Source organism: Bacillus sp. FDAARGOS_1420 (genome assembly GCF_019344915.1).
Taxonomy (GTDB): domain Bacteria; phylum Bacillota; class Bacilli; order Bacillales; family Bacillaceae_G; genus Bacillus_A; species Bacillus_A mycoides.
Window position 1 is genome coordinate 3,440,177 of sequence record NZ_JAHWJB010000002.1, and the last position, 18,698, is coordinate 3,458,874.

The following is an 18,698-nucleotide window of genomic DNA, read 5'->3' on the forward strand; positions in this document are numbered from 1 at the left end:
AACAAACCAATTACAGTCGGTTATTTATTTTCATATTCATCAAACGACCAAAGTGGCGCTTGATATGCTTCAACAGTTAAATAATTCATATATTCATTAGTACTTACTCTTAATACATCATTTACTAATTCATATAACCTAACATCACTGTCTATCTTTTTCCACTTTTTCGCCTTGAGAAACTTCCAAATATCATTATCTGTCACTCGGTCGTAACCGAACAACTGAAACTCTTCTACTTTACTTTCTAAAACGACTTGTAACTGTCCGCGGTATGATTCTACCAAAGCCTCTTTATCCAACATATATAACATCTCCTTCTTATTTCAGCACGAAAAGTCGCTTTTAATCCCGCTCTAATGGACAGCAATAACTTCTTTCAAGAGTACAATTCATACTTCACTCTCTTAAATGCTTGTCATTCTTGTCTCATACGTGCATATAAATTATTGTAAATCATTCCATTGATTTTGAGAAGGTAGGAGAAGCGTATGACGAGACAAAGCTTTTTAAAAGGTGCATTTATTTTAATGATAGCCGGTTTTATTACAAAAATCCTTGGATTTATTAACCGCATTGTAATGGCACGTATTTTAGGCGAAGAAGGCGTTGGCCTTTATATGATGGCTGTCCCCACCTTCATTTTAGCAATTACATTAACACAAATTGGCCTTCCTGTTGCAATTGCAAAATTTGTAGCAGAAGCGGAAGCAGTGAACGATAAGCAAAGAGTAAAAAAAATATTAACTGTCTCGCTAGCCGTTACATCCGTTATTAGTATCATTTTAACAATTGGGATTATGCTACTCACACCTATTTTAGCAAAAACATTATTAACAGATGAAAGAACTTACTATCCATTAATGGCTATTTTACCTGTCGTCCCCGTTATTGCAGTTTCTTCTGTTTTACGTGGTTATTTCCAAGGGAAACAAAACATGAAGCCGAGCGCTTACGCTCAAGTCATAGAACAAGTTGTCCGCATTACAATTATCGCTGTATGCATTCGTTTATTTTTACCTTACGGCGTAGAATATGCTGCAGCCGGTGCTATGCTATCAGCTGTTCTAGGTGAAGTTGCATCTTTATTATTTTTACTTACTTTATTCCAACGCGAAAAACATTTATCTATACGCTCTGGATTTTTCACTACTGTAAAGGAGAGTAAAAATACATTTTATTCCCTTATGGACATTGCTTTACCAACTACAGGAAGCCGTTTAATTGGTTCCGTTTCTTATTTCTTTGAACCTATCGTCGTTATGCAAAGCTTAGCGATCGCCGGCGTTGCTGCTTCTGTCGCAACTCAGCAATACGGTATATTAAACGGATATGCGTTCCCACTTCTATCACTGCCAGCCTTTATTACATATGCTCTTTCTACAGCACTCGTCCCATCAATTAGCGAGGCAATGGCAAAGAGACAACACAAATTAGTAGAACACCGATTACAACAAGCACTTCGAATTTCCTTAATAACCGGCGGATGGTCGGTCGTTATATTATATGTATTTGCTTCTCCAGTTTTAACTCTCATGTACGGATCAGACAACGCGGCCGCGTTCATCCAGCTTCTTGCACCTTGCTTTTTATTTCATTATTTTCAAAGTCCCCTTACATCTGTGCTGCAAGCTTTAAACTTAGCACGCGCTGCTATGATGAACACATTCATTGGCGCTATCGTAAAATTAATCGTTATCTTTGTACTCGCTTCACGCCCAGAGTTCCAAATGATGGGGGTTGCCCTCGCCATCGCAGCAAATATAGTAACCGTAACATTCCTTCACTACGCCACTGTTTTAAAGAAAATTGCATTTACCATTTATGCAAAAGACTATATTTTCGGCGGAATTGCTATCGGGATTGCTGGTACCTTCGGTTTTTATCTTCATAAGTATATCGTTTTTTCTCATTCACTTGGCATACAAACATTATGGGAAATCACTTTAACAACAATCGTTTATATCGTTCTCCTCTTCGTTTTCAAACTCATTCGAAAAGAAGAATTAAGTCGTCTCCCTATCATTCGGAAACTTTCATTTTTGAAGTAAGCAGGCTTGCCATTCAAAATGGTAAGCCTCTAATTTTCTTTCAAATCAACGAAAAACTGTCCATTTTGAAAACTACAATATAAAATCTGTTTCACATCTTTATAACCTAAGTTATTCAGTTTCTCAACGAGCCACCCATCTGTATGTTCAATCATTTGCAAATGATTGTATTGAATTTCTCCATCAATAATTAGTGGGAGTGTAAAAATTGGTGTATCATTTTTGCTCTTTTTACTTTTTTGTTTTTGAAAGACAGATAACTTTCCAGATGGTTCTAAAATAGCGTATTCTACATCACGCACATCTCCGATTCCTTGCTCACGTAGTTGCATCAATAAATCATCTATGTTATATCGCTGCTTCCGCATCTTTTTTTCATCAATTTTACCTGCATTCACAAGAATCGCAGGCTCCCCTTCTATTAAATGCCGAAAACGCTGAAACTTTAAAGAAATGACCGACAAAATGATTTGTATACACATAAGAAAAGTCATTGGAACTAATTGATGCCAAAGTGATTTATCTGTATTTTCAATTGCCACTACAGCCATTTCACCGAGCATAATGAATACAACTAAATCTAATACACTTAATTCTCCAATTTCACGTTTACCCATAAGACGAAAAATAATTAAAATGATTATATACAAAAGCATTGTTCGTCCGATTATTGATACCCATTCCATTTCTACATCCCTTTTTTTTACTTATAGGCTCCCCTACAAAAAAGAAACTAGTCTAACTTAAACAAAATGAAAATATGCTTGTATTAAAAAGGGGGAATGCATAATGGATGGAACGAAAAAATTATCGAGCGCAATCGGCTTCGGTATTATTACCCTATTAATCCTCGCATCTATTACAAGTATGGTCATTGCTCTTTTATTAAAATTTACGAATATTAATGAAGGGACATTAGTAATTATTATTTTTATAATAGCCCTTCTATCTATGCTTATGTCTGGATTTATTGCTGGTAAAAAGGCACAAGGAAAAGGATGGCTAGTAGGTTTCACAACAGGCCTTACATTCGCTATTCTCGTCTTTCTCGTTAACTATTTAGGCTTCTCTCAAACTTTATCGAACTCACAGTTACTCTACCAATTAGCATTAATGGGTGCGAGTACACTCGGAGGTATTTTCGGTGTAAATATGTCAAAACAAAATAGTTAAAAAAAGGCCCTGCACATTTCATGCAGGGCCTTCATCATTAGTTTTTCACAACTTCACGAATCGCATTGCGATCGAAAGTTAAGTGTGCACCACCAGATTTAACAACAATTTTTGTTTCATCCACTGATTCGATTGTAGCGTGTAAACCACCGATTGTTACGATAGCATCACCTTTTTTGATTTCATTTTGCATTTGTGCAACTGCTTTTTGACGCTTTTGTTGCGGGCGAATTAATAAGAAATAGAAAATCGCAAACATCGCAACAATCATAACGATATTCATCATACCTGCATTCATCTTGTGTTCCTCCTTTTAAATTATGTATTAGAAGTTTTTAGCATTCGGTTTATTAAAGCCATACTGTTCAAAGAACTCTTCGCGGAAATCGCCAAGACGGTCTTCACGAATAGCTTGTCTCACCTGCTCCATTAAGTTTAACAGAAAATGAAGGTTGTGATAAGACGTTAAACGAATTCCGAACGTTTCATCACATTTCATTAAGTGACGAATGTACGCACGAGAATAGTTTTTACATGTGTAGCAATCACAGTTCGGATCAAGAGGCCCGAAGTCTCTAGCGAATTTCGCATTCTTCACAACTAAGCGGCCTTCACTTGTCATACATGTACCATTTCGAGCGATACGAGTTGGAAGTACACAGTCAAACATATCAACACCGCGAATCGCACCATCAATTAACGAGTCAGGAGAACCTACACCCATTAAGTAACGTGGTTTATCATCAGGAAGAAGTGGTGTTGTAAACTCAAGAACACGATTCATAATATCCTTCGGTTCACCAACAGATAGACCGCCTATAGCATAGCCAGGGAAGTCCATTGAAACAAGATCTTTCGCACTTTGACGACGAAGCTCTTCAAACTCCCCGCCCTGTACAATACCGAATAAACCTTGATCTTGTGGACGTTCATGCGCCTTTAGGCAACGCTCTGCCCAGCGGCTTGTACGCTCTACAGACTTTTTCATGTATTCAAAAGTAGCAGGGAACGGTGGACACTCATCAAATGCCATCATGATATCTGAACCTAATGCATTTTGGATTTCCATCGCTTTTTCTGGAGATAAGAATAATTTATCGCCATTTAAGTGATTGCGGAAATGAACACCTTCCTCTTCAATGCGTCGGAAATCACTTAAGCTAAATACTTGGAATCCACCTGAATCCGTTAAGATTGCACGATCCCAGTTCATAAACTTATGCAAGCCACCTGCTTCACGAATAATTTCGTGGCCTGGACGTAGCCATAAATGATACGTATTGCTTAAAATAATGCCAGAATCCATTGCTTTTAATTCTTCTGGTGACATTGTTTTAACTGTTGCAAGTGTACCAACTGGCATAAATGTCGGTGTATCAAATGAGCCGTGTGGCGTGTGCACTCGACCTAAACGCGCACCCGTTTGTTTACAAGTTTTAATAAATTCATAACGAATTGCTGTCATAATTTACTCCTTTTATTTGTTTCTCATTTTAGCATGAGATGCAACGAACATCGCATCACCGAAACTAAAGAAACGATATTTTTCTTTTACTGCTTCATTATAAGCATGAAGTACATTATCTCTATTTGAAAATGCACTTACAAGCATAATTAATGTTGATTTCGGCAAATGGAAGTTTGTAATTAAACCATCAATTGCTTTAAATTCATATCCTGGGTACATAAAAATATCTGTCCAGCCAGAAGCTGCGCAAAGCTTACCACTATGATCTGTCGCAATCGTTTCTAACGTACGAGTTGATGTCGTACCTACAGTAATAATACGGCCGCCATCCTCTTTCACGCGGTTTAATAACGCCGCAGTCTCTTCAGACATATGGTAATACTCTGCGTGCATATGATGCTCTTCAATAGTATCTGCAGAAACTGGTCTAAATGTTCCAAGTCCTACATGGAGTGTAATGAATGCTAACTCGACGCCTTTTTGCTTCAATTTCTCAAGTAACTCTTCTGTAAAGTGGAGGCCAGCCGTCGGTGCTGCTGCTGAACCGATTTCCTTCGCATATACCGTTTGATAACGATCGCGATCTTCTAGCGTCTCTTTAATATATGGAGGAAGTGGCATTTCTCCAAGCTCGTCTAAAATTTCATAAAAGATGCCGTCATATGAAAACTCAAGTTGACGCCCACCTTGATCTGCTGTTCCAATGCAAGTTGCTTTTAACTTTCCTTCACCAAAAGAGATGACAGTTCCTTCTTTTACACGCTTCGCTGGCTTTATAAGCGTTTCCCACTTATCGCCTTCCTCTTGTTTCAAAAGAAGCACTTCAATGTGTGCACCTGTATCTTCTTTCACACCGTGCAAGCGAGCTGGCATCACTTTCGTTTCATTTAAAACTAAGCAATCCCCCTCTTGTAAGTAAGAAAGAATGTCCGTAAAATGTTTATGCTCAATATCTCCTGTTTCACGGTCTAACACCATCAATCTTGATGTTTCACGCTCTTCAAGCGGAATTTGTGCAATGAGTTCTTCTGGTAAATGAAAATCAAACAGATTAATATCCATAACTGTATCCACCTATTTCTTATTTGAATCGATTTATTATATACATAATGAAAGATAATGCAATACTTAACACAATACATGTAATGATAGGAAAATAAAAGGTAACGTTACCTTTTTTCACAAAAATATCGCCTGGAAGCCTTCCTATGAACTTCCAAGCTACTCCAACAACAATGAGCAAAATACCAGCTGTAATAAGCAGCTTTGGCATCTCCGTCATACTTTTGGCATCTCCATTCCGAAATGCTCATATGCGAGCGGTGTTACGATCCGGCCTCTTGGCGTTCTTTGTAAAAAGCCAATTTGTAATAAATACGGTTCATACACATCTTCAATCGTATGCGATTCTTCCCCAATCGTTGCTGAAACAGTTTCTAATCCAACTGGACCACCGCGGAACTTTTCAATAATACCAAGCAGTAATTTATGGTCGATATGATCAAGTCCTAATTTATCTACTTGTAATAATTCTAACGCCATTTGTGTAATTTCCATCGCAATCGTTCCGTCACTGCGAACTTGTGCGAAGTCACGTACACGTCGTAATAGACGATTCGCAATACGAGGTGTACCACGGGCACGTCTTGCAATTTCTAATGCTGCTAACGAATCTATTTCAACTTCAAACACTTCTGCTGTACGTTCTACAATCGCAGAAAGCTGATCTACTGTATAGTACTCTAATCGTGAAAGTACACCGAAACGGTCACGAAGTGGTGCTGATAATGCACCTGCACGCGTCGTTGCCCCAACTAGCGTAAATGGAGGTAAATCTAGACGTACAGAGCGAGCTGACGGTCCTTTCCCAATAACGATATCAAGGCAAAAGTCTTCCATCGCTGGGTATAACACTTCTTCAATAGATCTATGCAAACGATGAATTTCATCAATAAATAATACATCCCCAGGCTGAAGTGCTGTTAATACAGCCGCTAAATCTCCTGGTCTTTCAATTGCAGGACCTGACGTCGTTCGAATGTTAACACCCATTTCATTGGCAATAATATTCGCAAGCGTCGTTTTACCAAGTCCAGGTGGGCCATATAAAAGTACGTGATCTAACGTTTCTTCACGCATTTTCGCCGCTTCAATAAACACTTCTAAATTATGTTTCGCTTTATCTTGGCCAATATACTGACGGAGCGTCTGTGGCCGTAATGAATACTCTAAATCCGCATCTTCGTATCCAGATTCCCCTGAAAGGAGACGTTCGTCCATTATACTCACCTCTTACCATTTAGTAAAAGACTAAGTGCCTTTTTAATATATTGATCCGTCGTTAGTGATTCTTTTAATAACTCTGGTACAACGCGAGAGACTTCTCGTTCTGCATAGCCAAGTGCACGCAGTGCTTCCAGTGCTTCATCAAGTTCAACTGATGAACCTTTCTTCGTATCAAAACTTTCAGTATCTGAGAACAAATCAACAAACGCATCTGGTACAACATCTGCTAGTTTTCCTTTTAAATCTAAAATCATTTGGCGCGCTGTTTTCTTTCCGACGCCTGGGAACTTCACTAAGAACTTCTCATCTTCATGTTCAATCGCTTGAACGACCTGTCCGGTTTGACCAGAAGCTAAAATTGCAAGAGCACCTTTTGGTCCAATCCCCGATACACCTAACAATTTTGTAAATAATAAACGCTCTTCACGTGTTTTAAACCCGTAAAGTGCCATAATATCTTCTCTCACATAATGATATGTATAGACACGGATTTCTTGCTTACTTCTTTGAAATACATACGGATTTGGTGTGAAAATTTGATAACCAATTCCATTATGGTCAATTACGACATATTCCGGTCCTACATACTCCACGTAACCTGTAACATATTCAAACAAAATACGATCTCTCCCTCTCAAATCATGTATTCCATTTTAACATATTTAACAATAGAAAAGCGAGACTGCCCCAACAAATGTTCCCCGTTTACAATTTCCGTTTTTTTCTATTGACATAAATACAAAAAGAACATTAATATACAGAAGTCGATAATGATTATCAATATTAATTAAAGGGGTTACATCAGGATGAAACAAAAGCTATTTATTTTATTTACTATTATGCTAGTTGTTCTTTCTATCGTTGGCTGTTCTTCTCAAAAAGAAGAAGCAAAAGCAAAAGAACAACCGAAAACAAAAGTTGTAAAACATGCTAAAGGGGAATCAACAATTCCAGCTAATCCAAAGAGAATTGTTGATTTATCTGGATCAACAGAGGAATTATTAATCCTTGGACATAAACCTGTTGGCACAGCAAACACATATAAAGATAAAATCCAAAATCACTTAACGGACAAGCTAGACGGGGTAAAGGCAGTCGGCTGGTACTGGGCACCTAAAGTTGACCTAGAGGCTGTTACAGCTTTAAAACCAGACTTAATTATTTTAAACAATCGTCAATTGAAAATTTATGATCAACTAGAAAAAGTGGCACCGACAGTTGTTCTAGAAACAAATCTAGAAGACTGGCGCGGTAAGTTTAAAGAAGTAGGTAAACTATTTGGCGAAGAAAAGAAAGCCGACAAATGGATTGCAGATTACGATAAAAAAGCAGACTCTTTATCTAAAAAAATTAAAGAGAAAACAAAAGATGAGAACTTTATGTTCGTTGCAGTAACACCACAAAACTTCCGTGTATACGGTAGCTTCGGATATGGTGACATCATCTTTAACGACTTAAAACTTCCAGCAACAAAAGGCACAGATTTAAAACAAACGATGGCACAAGTATCACTTGAAGGCCTTGTTGCATTCCAGCCTGATCAAATGTTTATTGTAAACTTCGGCGGAGAAGCTGATAAAGTGTACGAAGACTATAAAAACAGTGCGGTTTGGAAAGATAATAAAGCAGTAAAAAACAATCACGTATATGAAGTATCGAATGAAATCTTCAATACGAAAGCATTCAATCCAATCGGAAAAGATATGCTAATTGATGAAATCGCAAAAGAGATTTTAGCTAAGAATAAATAAGAAAAAAAGCAGCTCACCCTGAGCTGCTTTTTTTCTTATTTTGCACTGCGTACTGCTTCATTTTTTCGATTGTCTTTACAAAACCTTCTTTTGATTTTATGCGAATACCACGTTTCAATTCCGCACGCTCATAACTTTCAAGCTTTTTCATATCAATTTGAAAGAAGGAATGGATCGCGTTATCACTTTTCGGTACCCCTTTAAAAATTTGCAATATCCCTTCCTCTGAAACACCAAAATAACCGCTCGTTTTCAGTAAAGGAGAAATATCATCAACTTTCCTTTGTAATACGATTTGCACATCATCACGATCAACAAGTTGCCATTCTTTATATTGCTGCAAAAACTTTTCTAAATCCGCTACTTTTTCTGTCAGTATTTCCTCGCTTACTTCTCCATCAACATACATACGCTCTAATAAAATTGTAACTTCAGGTACTTTTTCTGTTATTTCTGCCCTCACATCGGATCCATAAGCTAAGCAAAACATCACAACGAAAGCTTGCACTGCAATTAGCATCCATTTCATTTCCGTTCACCTCTTCTAGGCAAAATCATACTTTCATTTGTAGCTTTTCCGGAAATGGGGGTTTTATCCATATAAACAATAGCATTAAATTTCTAAGGAAAATAAAAAATGCAGATAAGGGTTAATCCTCATCTGCATGTATCATTTACTTTTATATAAAATGAAAGACGCCTGCAAAGCAGGCGTCTGATGCGTTTACGGCGAAAGACCAGGCGACCACATTCGCGTGTTTAGCACTTAAGCATATCTCTCGACTTACGTAAATTAGCTCATCGCTTTGCTAATATAACATTAACAAGGTAGAAGCGCAATATATTTCTAAATATATTTTTCTTCCTCTTTCAACCAATTGAAATTTACGTAAACTATAAATTGATTAATGTAATATATATGTTACAATTAATACTATAAATATAAACAGGGGATGAATGCCTTGAAAAAAATTAAAGATGAACGCCTCATACTTCAAACGTTAAAAAACATACGTATTGCCTTTCTTTTTCAATCAATTGGTATAATCGGAATTTTAGGCTATATCGGATTCACAGAAGGAATGGATCAAATTACGAAATCTCCATTGTGGTTATTATTTATTCTTACAAGTATTGTACTTAGTTATTTACAGTTAAGCGTTTCTATCGATGTAGAAGAAAGCGAAAAGGAAATAAAGTTAACTCCTTATTACAAAATTATTTTACGCTCTCTTATTGTAGGAATTATCATGGCTATTATTTATATCATTTTCAGTCCAGAAAGACCTCTATTTGAAGCTATTTTAACAGGTGGTATTCTCTTCATATGCTTTTTAGCGTCTTACTCCATTAGTTATTTTATAAAAAAACGACGTTTACAAGACGACGATGAATAAAGAGGAAGGGCTAGCCCTTCCTCTTTAATTTGTTATCGCATAGTACCAGTCAGACCGTAACGAATGTCTCGGAACATATTTGTTATGTCACGATTAAAATCGTTTGTAGCTGTGCCGTTACGTAAACGCGTACTCATTGCATCGACACGAGTAAACATGTCATTTCTTACAGAAACATATACGTTTCTATTTCCAACTTCATTCACAACAGCTTGACGAATTTCGTTCGCCATCGCTGTTTCATTCGTCGCTGTATTACGTGGTTTTACCGCAATCGCTACATCGTTTCCATATACAACTGTAGAAACTCGGTCTACGTTATTCATACGTTTTACACGATTCGTAATTTTCTCCGCAGTTTTACCATCATTGTTAATATATGAATTATTCATTGTAATATTACGAGTTGGGTGTGGATTAGCAATTTGCCCGTTGTAATTTACATCACGGTAATAATTATTATATCCTGTATCGTTACGACCGTTTCTATATGTTACATAATCTGTAGAACGATCGTTACGCGCTACATTATCACGATACTGGTGTGTATCATTATAAGATGTACGCTCGTAATTATAGTTACGTCCATCCATCGCATTATTATCTTTTGGTGTACCACATGCAGCTAATGCACTGGTAACTAACAAAGAAGCAGCAATAACTTTTACTTTCGTATTCAATACAAAAACCCCCTCTGTTAGAATGAACTTCTCTTTCGAAAAGCTCCCCCTTATGATGAGTAACCGAGAGAGTTTTTACACTGTTAATATTTCACTAGGAATTTTCTAACACTTAATGTAAATTCATCATATTCCTGACTATCACGAATACAAAAAAGGCGGGAATAACCCCACCTTTTTTTAAACTTCCTCTTCGTCCTCTTCTTCTGAAACTGGTTCTCCAAATACGTTTGGTGGGTCCGGCTGATAATACATCGTTCCTGGCTGTGGTGCATATGCTGGCTGAGTTGGTTGATAATATAAAGGATTAGCATATTGTGGTCCACCCGGTTGTGGACTATATAACCTACTTTCTCCTCCGCATCCACAATCTTCTTCACCTTGCACGAGTGGCGGCATATTATTATCCATTGGCATCATATTTGGATTTGGCATAGAAGTATATTGCGGCGCCATTTGTTGATACGGCATTTGATTGTATGGATTTTGTTGCTGATACTGCGGATATGGCGGCATCATTGGCTGTTGATATGGCATCATGTTCGGCATTTGGTTGTTATCCATTATCGGCATCATATTTGGCATTTGGTTGTTATCCATTATCGGCATCATATTTGGCATTTGGTTGTTATCCATTATCGGCATCATATTTGGCATTTGATTGTTATCCATTATCGGCATCATGTTTGGCATTTGGTTGTTATCCATTGTCGGCATCATATTTGGCATTTGGTTGTTATCCATTATTGGCATCATGTTCGGCATTTGGTTGTTATCCATTATCGGCATCATATTTGGCATTTGGTTGTTATCCATTATCGGCATCATATTTGGCATTTGGTTGTTATCCATTATCGGCATCATATTTGGCATTTGATTGTTATCCATTATCGGCATCATGTTCGGCATTTGATTGTTATCCATTACTGGCATCATGTTTGGCATTTGATTGTTATCCATTATCGGCATCATGTTTGGCATTTGATTGTTATCCATTATCGGCATCATGTTTGGCATTTGATTGTTATCCATTATCGGCATCATGTTTGGCATTTGGTTGTTATCCATTATCGGCATCATATTTGGCATTTGGTTGTTATCCATTATCGGCATCATATTTGGCATTTGATTGTTATCCATTATTGGCATTATATTCGGCACTTGAATATTAGGCGGTATTACTTGCGGGATAATAACACTTTCTTTTGATACGTTTGGTGAGACTATGCTTCCTATATTTTCTTTCTTCACTTGTGGCGAGACTATGCTTCCTACATTCTCTTTCTTCACTTGCGGCGACACTATATTCCCTACATTTTCTTTTTTCACTTGCGGCGACACTATATTCCCTACATTTTCTTTTTTCACTTGCGGCGACACTATATTCCCTACATTTTCTTTCTTCACTTGCGGCGACACTATATTCCCTACATTCTCTTTCTTCACTTGCGGCGACACTATATTCCCTACATTTTCTTTTTTCACTTGCGGCGACACTATATTCCCTACATTCTCTTTCTTCACTTGCGGCGACACTATATTCCCTACATTCTCTTTCTTCACTTGCGGTGACACTATGTTTCCTATATTGTCTTTTTTCGTTTGCGGAGAAATGACATTGTTAGGTTTCATTTTATTAATTTGAGGAGCAATTAACTCGCTTCCCTTTTTTATTACATCTGAAATTTTATATTCTTTTTTCGCTTTAATTGGTGGTTGCGGTGGCTGTGGTAACACATTGATAGAAAATTTAGTGTTTTCTTTCGTAGTAGGTTTTAGTTTTTCTACTTTCTCTACAACAGGTGGTTTTTGAATGACAGGCGGCTTTTCAACTGGCTTCTCTTTTTGAATCGGAATTTCTTTTTGCACTTCTTTTTGTGGCTTCACTTGCACTTCTTTTTGCGGCTTCACTTGCACTTCCTTTTGCGGCTTCACCTGTATTTCCTTTTGCGGTTTTATCTGCATTTCTTTTTGCGTTTGTTGCATAGCTGGTTGTTGTGTAATAGGTGTTGATTGATACGTGATCTCATCTTCATCTTCTATTCCAAGTGGCGTTGGTATTGATGCAAACTCTTTTTGCTGCACCTCTTTTACATATTGTTTCGGGGGCGCTGAACCCGATCCAGTTTGTTGTTTCACATGAACGCTATGCGATGGCACTTTAATTTTCATCCCTGGCATAATTAGGTCTGGATTGCTAAGCTGTGTATTTGTTTTTTTTAGCGTTTCAAAATCCACTCCGTACTTTTTTGCAATTTTCCAAAGGGTCTCCCCTTTTTGCACGATATGAATTTTCAAATTTTCCCCCTCCTGTATAACTTATCTATAAGTAAAAACACTTTGAAGTAACACTTTCTAAACAACATTAACTTCTTTTACTTTTATCACTTCTTCTATTTTCAATATGATTCGAAGTGGAATAAGCATAGAAAAACCGCAATGATTTCCTCAACACAATGTATGCCTATTTCATCCTTGTTATGATTATATGTACGAAAAAAAGCAACGGAAATCCCGCTGCTTTAAACGCGCTCTAACATACGATTTAATGCAAGAACTGCCTCTTCTGTTACTTGTTTCTCTACGCGAATAACGTTAATTTGTTCTCCTCTTTCTATGTTCTCAAGTGCCCATAACAGGTGAGGTAAGTCAATTCGGTTCATCGTTAAGCAAGGACACATAAACGGATTTAGCGAAATAATTTCTTTATCTGGATGTTGCTGAATAATTCGGTTCACTAAATTCATCTCTGTACCAATCGCCCACTTACTTCCCGCCGGAGCTGCTTCAATCATATCAATAATATATTTCGTTGATCCTGCATAATCAGAAGCAGCAACTACTTCATAACAACATTCAGGGTGAACAATAATATTCATATCCGGATGATTTTTTCGCACATTTTCAATATTTTTCACAGTGAAGTTTTGATGAACAGAACAATCGCCTTTCCATAAAATCACTTGAATTTCTTCTATATCTCCATCGTACTCTAATGAATCTGTATGCGGGTTCCACACTGCCATTTTTTCTAACGGAATACCTAAATCATACGCTGTATTTCTTCCTAAATGTTGGTCTGGTAAAAAGACGAGACGCTCTTTTTGTGTAAACGCCCAAGACACCATTTGTTTTGCATTAGAAGAGGTTACTGTTGCCCCTCCATTACGACCACAAAACGCTTTGATCGCAGCTGTTGAATTTACATACGTTAATGGAATCATCGTATCCCCAAATAATTTCGTGAGCTCTTTCCACGCTCTTTCTGTTTGTTCAATATCTGCCATATCTGCCATAGAACAGCCGGCGCGCATATCTGGTAAGATGACAATTTGATCATTTGTCGTTAACATATCTGCCGTTTCTGCCATAAAGTGCACACCACAAAACACAATATATTTTGCCTCTTTATTACTCGCTGCAACTTGCGCGAGTTGCAGTGAGTCCCCTGCTGCATCTGAAAATTGCACAACTTCATCTTTTTGATAATGATGTCCTGGAATAAATAGTAATGCCCCCATTTTTTCTTTAATTTCACGGACACGCTCTTCCATCTCTAATGTAGACATCGTTTGATAACGCTCTGGTAACATTACTTCGATTGGCTGAACTTTCTCTAAAATACCCATTTATGATTCTCCCCCTCTAAACCACTCTCATTAGGCCTCAATATTAAAACTAATATCAAGTGCTTTCACTGAATGTGTTAACGCTCCAAGTGAAATATAATCTACCCCTGTTTTTCCGTATTTTGATAAATCTTCAATTGTAATACCACCTGAAGCCTCCGTAACGATGGCACTTGGTACAATTTTTGAAAACTCACGAATCTCTTCTGGCGTACGATTATCGAACATAATAACATCTGCGCCGGCCTCTACTGCTTCTCTTACTTGCGCCTCTGTCTCTGTTTCGACTTCTACTTTCACCATATGTCCCAATCTTTCTTTCACCGATGTAACAGCTTTTGTAATCGAGCCAGCAAAAGCAATATGATTGTCTTTAATCATGACACCATCATATAAACCGAATCTGTGGTTAAATCCGCCCCCGCATACTACAGCATATTTATCAAACATACGTAGTCCTGGCATCGTTTTTCTCGTATCACAAATGCGTGTATGACTGCTATCTAAAGCAAAAACCGCCTTACGTGTCATCGTCGCTATCCCGCTCATACGCTGAATAACGTTTAATATAACGCGCTCTGCCGTTAATAATGATGCGATTGGGCCTTGCACGGTTGCAATTATTTCGCCTTTTTCTACAAGATCCCCATCTTTTTTATGAAGTTCAACTTCAATTCTCTGATCAATTAATTTAAATCCTTCTTCAATTACTAAGCACCCTGCAAATACCCCTGTATCCTTTACAAGAAACGTTCCTTTCGCAAGTGCATTATCGGGAAAGATAAGCTGAGATGTTACATCTCTTTCTCCTATATCTTCTAGAAAAAATCGATTTAATGCTTCCTTAACTTTTAACGTATTCATAAAATCCCTCTTCCCCTTATTAAACAAGTTGTAGTTTTCTTCTCACTCGGATAATCTCTTTTTTCACGCTATTTCTTTCTGGATAATCAATGCGATAATGACCACCAACACTGTCTTCTCTTTGCAAAGCTGATACTGTTATAAGCTCACAAACTGTTAACATATTAATAAGCGTTATCTCTTCATTTGTAAGTGCATCATATTGTAAGATCATATTTCGCACACCGTACCTACTAAACCATCTCTGAGCATATGATAAATTTTTCTCAGTTCGCACAATCCCAACATGCTTCATCATGTATTCTTGTATTTCTTCTTTCAACGGTAAATCATTAAGAGCTATAAAACTTTTCCCTCTCTCTTCCGGCACATTTTTTCTTTCCTCTGCTGGCTTAGCTAAAATGTGTTTTCCTATTCGTCTTCCAAACACAAGACCTTCTAATAATGAATTACTCGCCAATCTATTCGCACCATGAACTCCATTACAAGCCACTTCACCGACCGCATATAAGTTTGAAATGGACGTCTCTCCGTCACAATTCGTCTTCACGCCGCCCATATGAAAATGAGCGCCCGGTACGACCGGAATAGAATTTTCTTTTAAATCAATACCATTCTTTTTACATAATGATGAGACGGTCGGAAAACGTTGTTCAAAGTTTTGAATGGTTTCGATGTTTAAGTACACTTTTTCACCTGCAAGAAGTTGTTCATGAATAGCCCTTGCCACTACATCACGCGGTGCGAGATCTTTCCCGGGATGTATATCCATCATAAAACGCTGTCCTTTTCCATTTATAAGGACAGCTCCTTCACCACGGACTGCTTCAGAAACGAGACCACAACATCGCCCGTCCACGTATAACATCGTCGGATGAAATTGTACAAATTCTAAATCAACAAGTTCTCCCCCAGCTCGATATATCATCGCAAGTCCATCGCCTGTAATTGTCTCATCATTCGATGTAAAGGCGTACAAACCACCTATTCCTCCTGATGCTAACACCGTATTATCAGCATAGTAACGCTTCAGCTTCCCTTCACTATTTCGCGTTAAAGCTCCTATGCATTTATTATTTTCTATAATAAAATCGAGTACCATTTCATGCTCAACGACAGTAACGTTCGGAACTACTTCTTGTATTAAATGCTCTAATAGATTTTTACCAGTTGCATCTCCTCCGGCATGTAAAATGCGCCGTTTTCGATGCGCCCCTTCTTTACCAAGGTGGATCCCTTTTTCATCCCCATCAAATTTCATTCCATTCGTAATAAGCTTACTTATTTCTTTCGGTCCCTCTTCAACTAAATAACGAACTGCTTCTTCGTTGTTATAATGGCAACCTGCCACTAATGTATCTTCAAAATGCCCACTCGGATCGTCATATGTAGCAACAGCTGCTGCAATTCCTCCTTGAGCTAAATGTGTATTGTTATTACGTCCTGTTTTTTTTGTGATAATTATCACATTCTTTTCGTGACAAAGCTCTTTCGCAACACGAAGCGCCGCAACGCCGCTTCCAATAATCAAGACATCTGCACTTGGCATAATTGTTGCCTCCCACTTTACACTTTCCAACTGTCTTGACACCTATATTTACATAGTTTTAAAATAATGACAAGAGTTTTTTTACACTTCTTATTTTCACTACCATTCTAAAAACGAAAACAAATGTCACTCTTACTGAAGAGAGGAAATTACATGATGATATATCTAGATTATGCAGCGACAACACCTATGAGCGAAGAAGCTTTAGAAACATATATAGCAGCGGCAAAAACATATTTCGGAAATGAACAAAGTTTACACGATATCGGCGGAAGTGCATCATCTTTATTACAAGTTTGTAGAGAAACATTTGCAGAAATGATTGGGGGTAAGGAACAAGGTGTATTCTTTACAAGCGGCGGTTCAGAATCTAACTACCTTGCGATTCAATCCCTTCTAAATGCTAGAAATGGAAAACACATTATTACGACACCTATGGAACACGCATCGATTCGAAGTTATTTTCAATCCTTACAATCGCAAGGTTATACTATTACTGAGATTCCTGTTGATAAAAGTGGGATAATTCATTTAGTAGATTTAGAAGCAGCTATTACAGAAGATACTGCTCTAGCAAGTATACAGCACGGAAACTCTGAAATCGGGACCGTTCAAAACATTGCAGAGATCGGAGCACTTTTAAAAAAATATAATGTTTTATTTCATTCAGATTGTGTTCAAACGTTTGGTAAACTTCCAATAGACGTTAAAGCGATGGAGATTGATAGTCTTTCTGTTTCAGCCCATAAAATATACGGACCAAAAGGAGTTGGAGCTTGCTATATAAATCCGCAAGTTCGCTGGGAACAAGTATTTCCGGGAACTTCTCATGAAAAAGGCTTTCGCCCTGGTACAGTGAACGTTCCTGGAATCGCTGCTTTTTTAACAGCCGCAGAGCATATATTAAAGAATCAAAAGGAAGAGAGCTTTCGTTTTAAACAATTACGATCTTATTTTTTAGAGCAATTACAAACACTTCCTCTAGAAATTGAAGTGAAAGGACATTCTACTTCTTGTTTACCACATATTATTGGGGTTACAATAAAAGGAATAGAAGGTCAGTATACAATGTTAGAATGTAACCGTCATGGTATAGCCATTTCAACTGGAAGTGCTTGCCAAGTCGGTAAACAAGACCCTTCAAAAACAATGCTTGCAATTGGAAAAACGTATGAAGAGGCAAAACAATATGTCCGCTTTTCTTTCGGACATCACACAACGAAAGAACAAATTGATACAACTATTCATGCACTACACACAATTGGAAATCAATTTTATAGAGGTGTTAAATCATAATGAAACAAAATGATCAAAAAAAGATTTTAGGCGAAGAAAGACGACAACTCATCCTCGAGTGGCTTCTTGCTGCAAATGAACCGTTATCGGGGAATGAGCTATCTAAAAAGACAAACGTAAGTAGGCAAGTTATCGTTCAAGACATTTCCTTACTAAAAGCACGAAATGAACCAATTATTGCGACTGCACAAGGGTATTTATATTTAAAGCCACAAACAAGACAACAAGCTTTTGAACGCGTAATTGTATGCCAACATAAACCGGCAGAAGTACGTCAAGAACTTACTATGTTAGTTGACCACGGCGTTACAATTAAAGACGTAAAAGTTGAGCATCCTGTATATGGCGACTTAACAGCATCGATTATGGTAAGTAATCGCTTCGATGTAGAGCAATATTTACAAAAAATCGAAAACACAAACGCTTCCTATCTTTCGCAACTAACAGATGGTATTCACTTACATACAATTGAAGCAGATTCTAAAGAGAAATTAGATGCCGCTTGCGAGGCACTAGACCGCGCTGGATTTCTCGTTTATTAATGTAAAGCACAG

19 protein-coding genes and 1 pseudogene are annotated in these 18,698 nt (G+C 37.6%); 6 read left to right on the forward strand and 14 right to left on the reverse strand.

What is annotated here, in order from left to right; all coding sequences use genetic code 11:
• Positions 1 to 20: 20 nt before the first annotated feature.
• On the reverse strand, positions 21 to 305 hold the full coding sequence (locus I6L50_RS27880; protein ID WP_002015311.1) for a post-transcriptional regulator: 285 nt from the start codon (positions 303 to 305) through the stop codon (positions 21 to 23).
• Between the two features lie 186 nt (positions 306 to 491).
• Between I6L50_RS27880 and spoVB the strand changes: the two genes are divergently transcribed.
• A complete protein-coding gene (gene spoVB / locus I6L50_RS27885; protein WP_002034136.1) occupies positions 492 to 2,051 on the forward strand; it encodes a stage V sporulation protein B in 1,560 nt (519 codons plus the stop codon).
• Positions 2,052 to 2,080: 29 nt separating this feature from the next.
• Here spoVB and I6L50_RS27890 read toward each other — a convergent pair whose 3' ends face one another.
• Entirely contained in the window at positions 2,081 to 2,737 is a 657-nt protein-coding gene (locus tag I6L50_RS27890; RefSeq protein ID WP_002015314.1) for a DUF421 domain-containing protein, read from the reverse strand.
• Between the two features lie 103 nt (positions 2,738 to 2,840).
• On the opposite strand from I6L50_RS27890, the gene I6L50_RS27895 reads away from it, so the two are divergent.
• Positions 2,841 to 3,224, forward strand: coding sequence for a TIGR04086 family membrane protein (locus I6L50_RS27895; RefSeq protein ID WP_219303579.1), 384 nt, complete (start codon positions 2,841 to 2,843; stop codon positions 3,222 to 3,224).
• A 37-nt stretch (positions 3,225 to 3,261) separates the two neighbouring features.
• Here I6L50_RS27895 and yajC read toward each other — a convergent pair whose 3' ends face one another.
• The 6 genes from yajC to ruvA are packed head-to-tail and all read right to left on the reverse strand — an operon-like array spanning position 3,262 to position 7,595.
• A complete protein-coding gene (gene yajC, locus I6L50_RS27900) occupies positions 3,262 to 3,522 on the reverse strand; it encodes a preprotein translocase subunit YajC (RefSeq protein ID WP_002015317.1) in 261 nt (86 codons plus the stop codon).
• A 27-nt stretch (positions 3,523 to 3,549) separates the two neighbouring features.
• Positions 3,550 to 4,689: a tRNA guanosine(34) transglycosylase Tgt gene (gene tgt / locus I6L50_RS27905; RefSeq protein WP_002015319.1), complete on the reverse strand. Its 1,140-nt coding sequence runs from the start codon at positions 4,687 to 4,689 to the stop codon at positions 3,550 to 3,552.
• Between the two features lie 12 nt (positions 4,690 to 4,701).
• Positions 4,702 to 5,754, reverse strand: a complete 1,053-nt coding sequence (gene queA / locus I6L50_RS27910; RefSeq protein ID WP_219303580.1) for a tRNA preQ1(34) S-adenosylmethionine ribosyltransferase-isomerase QueA — start codon at positions 5,752 to 5,754, stop codon at positions 4,702 to 4,704.
• Positions 5,755 to 5,773: 19 nt separating this feature from the next.
• On the reverse strand, positions 5,774 to 5,974 hold the full coding sequence (locus tag I6L50_RS27915) for a DUF2905 domain-containing protein (RefSeq protein WP_219303581.1): 201 nt from the start codon (positions 5,972 to 5,974) through the stop codon (positions 5,774 to 5,776).
• Complete coding sequence (gene ruvB / locus I6L50_RS27920; protein ID WP_000344470.1) at positions 5,971 to 6,972, reverse strand: Holliday junction branch migration DNA helicase RuvB; 1,002 nt, start codon at positions 6,970 to 6,972, stop codon at positions 5,971 to 5,973. The genes I6L50_RS27915 and ruvB overlap by 4 nt, the downstream gene beginning before the upstream one ends.
• A gap of 5 nt (positions 6,973 to 6,977) precedes the next feature.
• The gene (ruvA, locus tag I6L50_RS27925) at positions 6,978 to 7,595 is read right to left on the reverse strand and encodes a Holliday junction DNA helicase RuvA (RefSeq protein ID WP_002088786.1); all 618 of its coding nucleotides are present in this window, start codon (positions 7,593 to 7,595) and stop codon (positions 6,978 to 6,980) included.
• Positions 7,596 to 7,784: 189 nt separating this feature from the next.
• On the opposite strand from ruvA, the gene I6L50_RS27930 reads away from it, so the two are divergent.
• Positions 7,785 to 8,729: an iron-hydroxamate ABC transporter substrate-binding protein gene (locus I6L50_RS27930; RefSeq protein WP_219303582.1), complete on the forward strand. Its 945-nt coding sequence runs from the start codon at positions 7,785 to 7,787 to the stop codon at positions 8,727 to 8,729.
• Between the two features lie 13 nt (positions 8,730 to 8,742).
• Here the strand turns inward: I6L50_RS27930 and I6L50_RS27935 are convergent, their stop codons facing one another.
• Positions 8,743 to 9,258, reverse strand: a complete 516-nt coding sequence (locus I6L50_RS27935) for a BofC C-terminal domain-containing protein (protein WP_113935639.1) — start codon at positions 9,256 to 9,258, stop codon at positions 8,743 to 8,745.
• Between the two features lie 433 nt (positions 9,259 to 9,691).
• Here I6L50_RS27935 and I6L50_RS27940 point away from each other — a divergent pair, with 433 nt between their 5' ends.
• Complete coding sequence (locus I6L50_RS27940) at positions 9,692 to 10,126, forward strand: branched-chain amino acid ABC transporter substrate-binding protein (protein ID WP_219303583.1); 435 nt, start codon at positions 9,692 to 9,694, stop codon at positions 10,124 to 10,126.
• Between the two features lie 32 nt (positions 10,127 to 10,158).
• Here I6L50_RS27940 and I6L50_RS27945 read toward each other — a convergent pair whose 3' ends face one another.
• From I6L50_RS27945 to nadB, 5 genes and pseudogenes are all read right to left on the reverse strand, one after another.
• Positions 10,159 to 10,806 carry a YhcN/YlaJ family sporulation lipoprotein gene (locus tag I6L50_RS27945; protein ID WP_002034140.1) on the reverse strand — a complete coding sequence of 216 codons (648 nt, stop codon included), beginning with the start codon at positions 10,804 to 10,806 and terminating at the stop codon, positions 10,159 to 10,161.
• 2,141 nt (positions 10,807 to 12,947) lie between these two features.
• A pseudogene (safA, locus tag I6L50_RS35870) lies at positions 12,948 to 13,104 on the reverse strand (SafA/ExsA family spore coat assembly protein); the annotation flags it as partial.
• Positions 13,105 to 13,328: 224 nt separating this feature from the next.
• Positions 13,329 to 14,435, reverse strand: a complete 1,107-nt coding sequence (gene nadA, locus I6L50_RS27955; RefSeq protein WP_219303585.1) for a quinolinate synthase NadA — start codon at positions 14,433 to 14,435, stop codon at positions 13,329 to 13,331.
• A gap of 30 nt (positions 14,436 to 14,465) precedes the next feature.
• On the reverse strand, positions 14,466 to 15,299 hold the full coding sequence (gene nadC / locus I6L50_RS27960) for a carboxylating nicotinate-nucleotide diphosphorylase (RefSeq protein ID WP_002184918.1): 834 nt from the start codon (positions 15,297 to 15,299) through the stop codon (positions 14,466 to 14,468).
• A 19-nt stretch (positions 15,300 to 15,318) separates the two neighbouring features.
• Entirely contained in the window at positions 15,319 to 16,848 is a 1,530-nt protein-coding gene (nadB, locus tag I6L50_RS27965; protein ID WP_219303586.1) for an L-aspartate oxidase, read from the reverse strand.
• 153 nt (positions 16,849 to 17,001) lie between these two features.
• Here nadB and I6L50_RS27970 point away from each other — a divergent pair, with 153 nt between their 5' ends.
• The gene (locus I6L50_RS27970) at positions 17,002 to 18,144 is read left to right on the forward strand and encodes an IscS subfamily cysteine desulfurase (protein ID WP_002034158.1); all 1,143 of its coding nucleotides are present in this window, start codon (positions 17,002 to 17,004) and stop codon (positions 18,142 to 18,144) included.
• The gene (locus I6L50_RS27975; RefSeq protein ID WP_002034157.1) at positions 18,144 to 18,686 is read left to right on the forward strand and encodes a transcription repressor NadR; all 543 of its coding nucleotides are present in this window, start codon (positions 18,144 to 18,146) and stop codon (positions 18,684 to 18,686) included. The genes I6L50_RS27970 and I6L50_RS27975 overlap by 1 nt, the downstream gene beginning before the upstream one ends.
• The last annotated feature ends 12 nt before the right edge of the window (positions 18,687 to 18,698 follow it).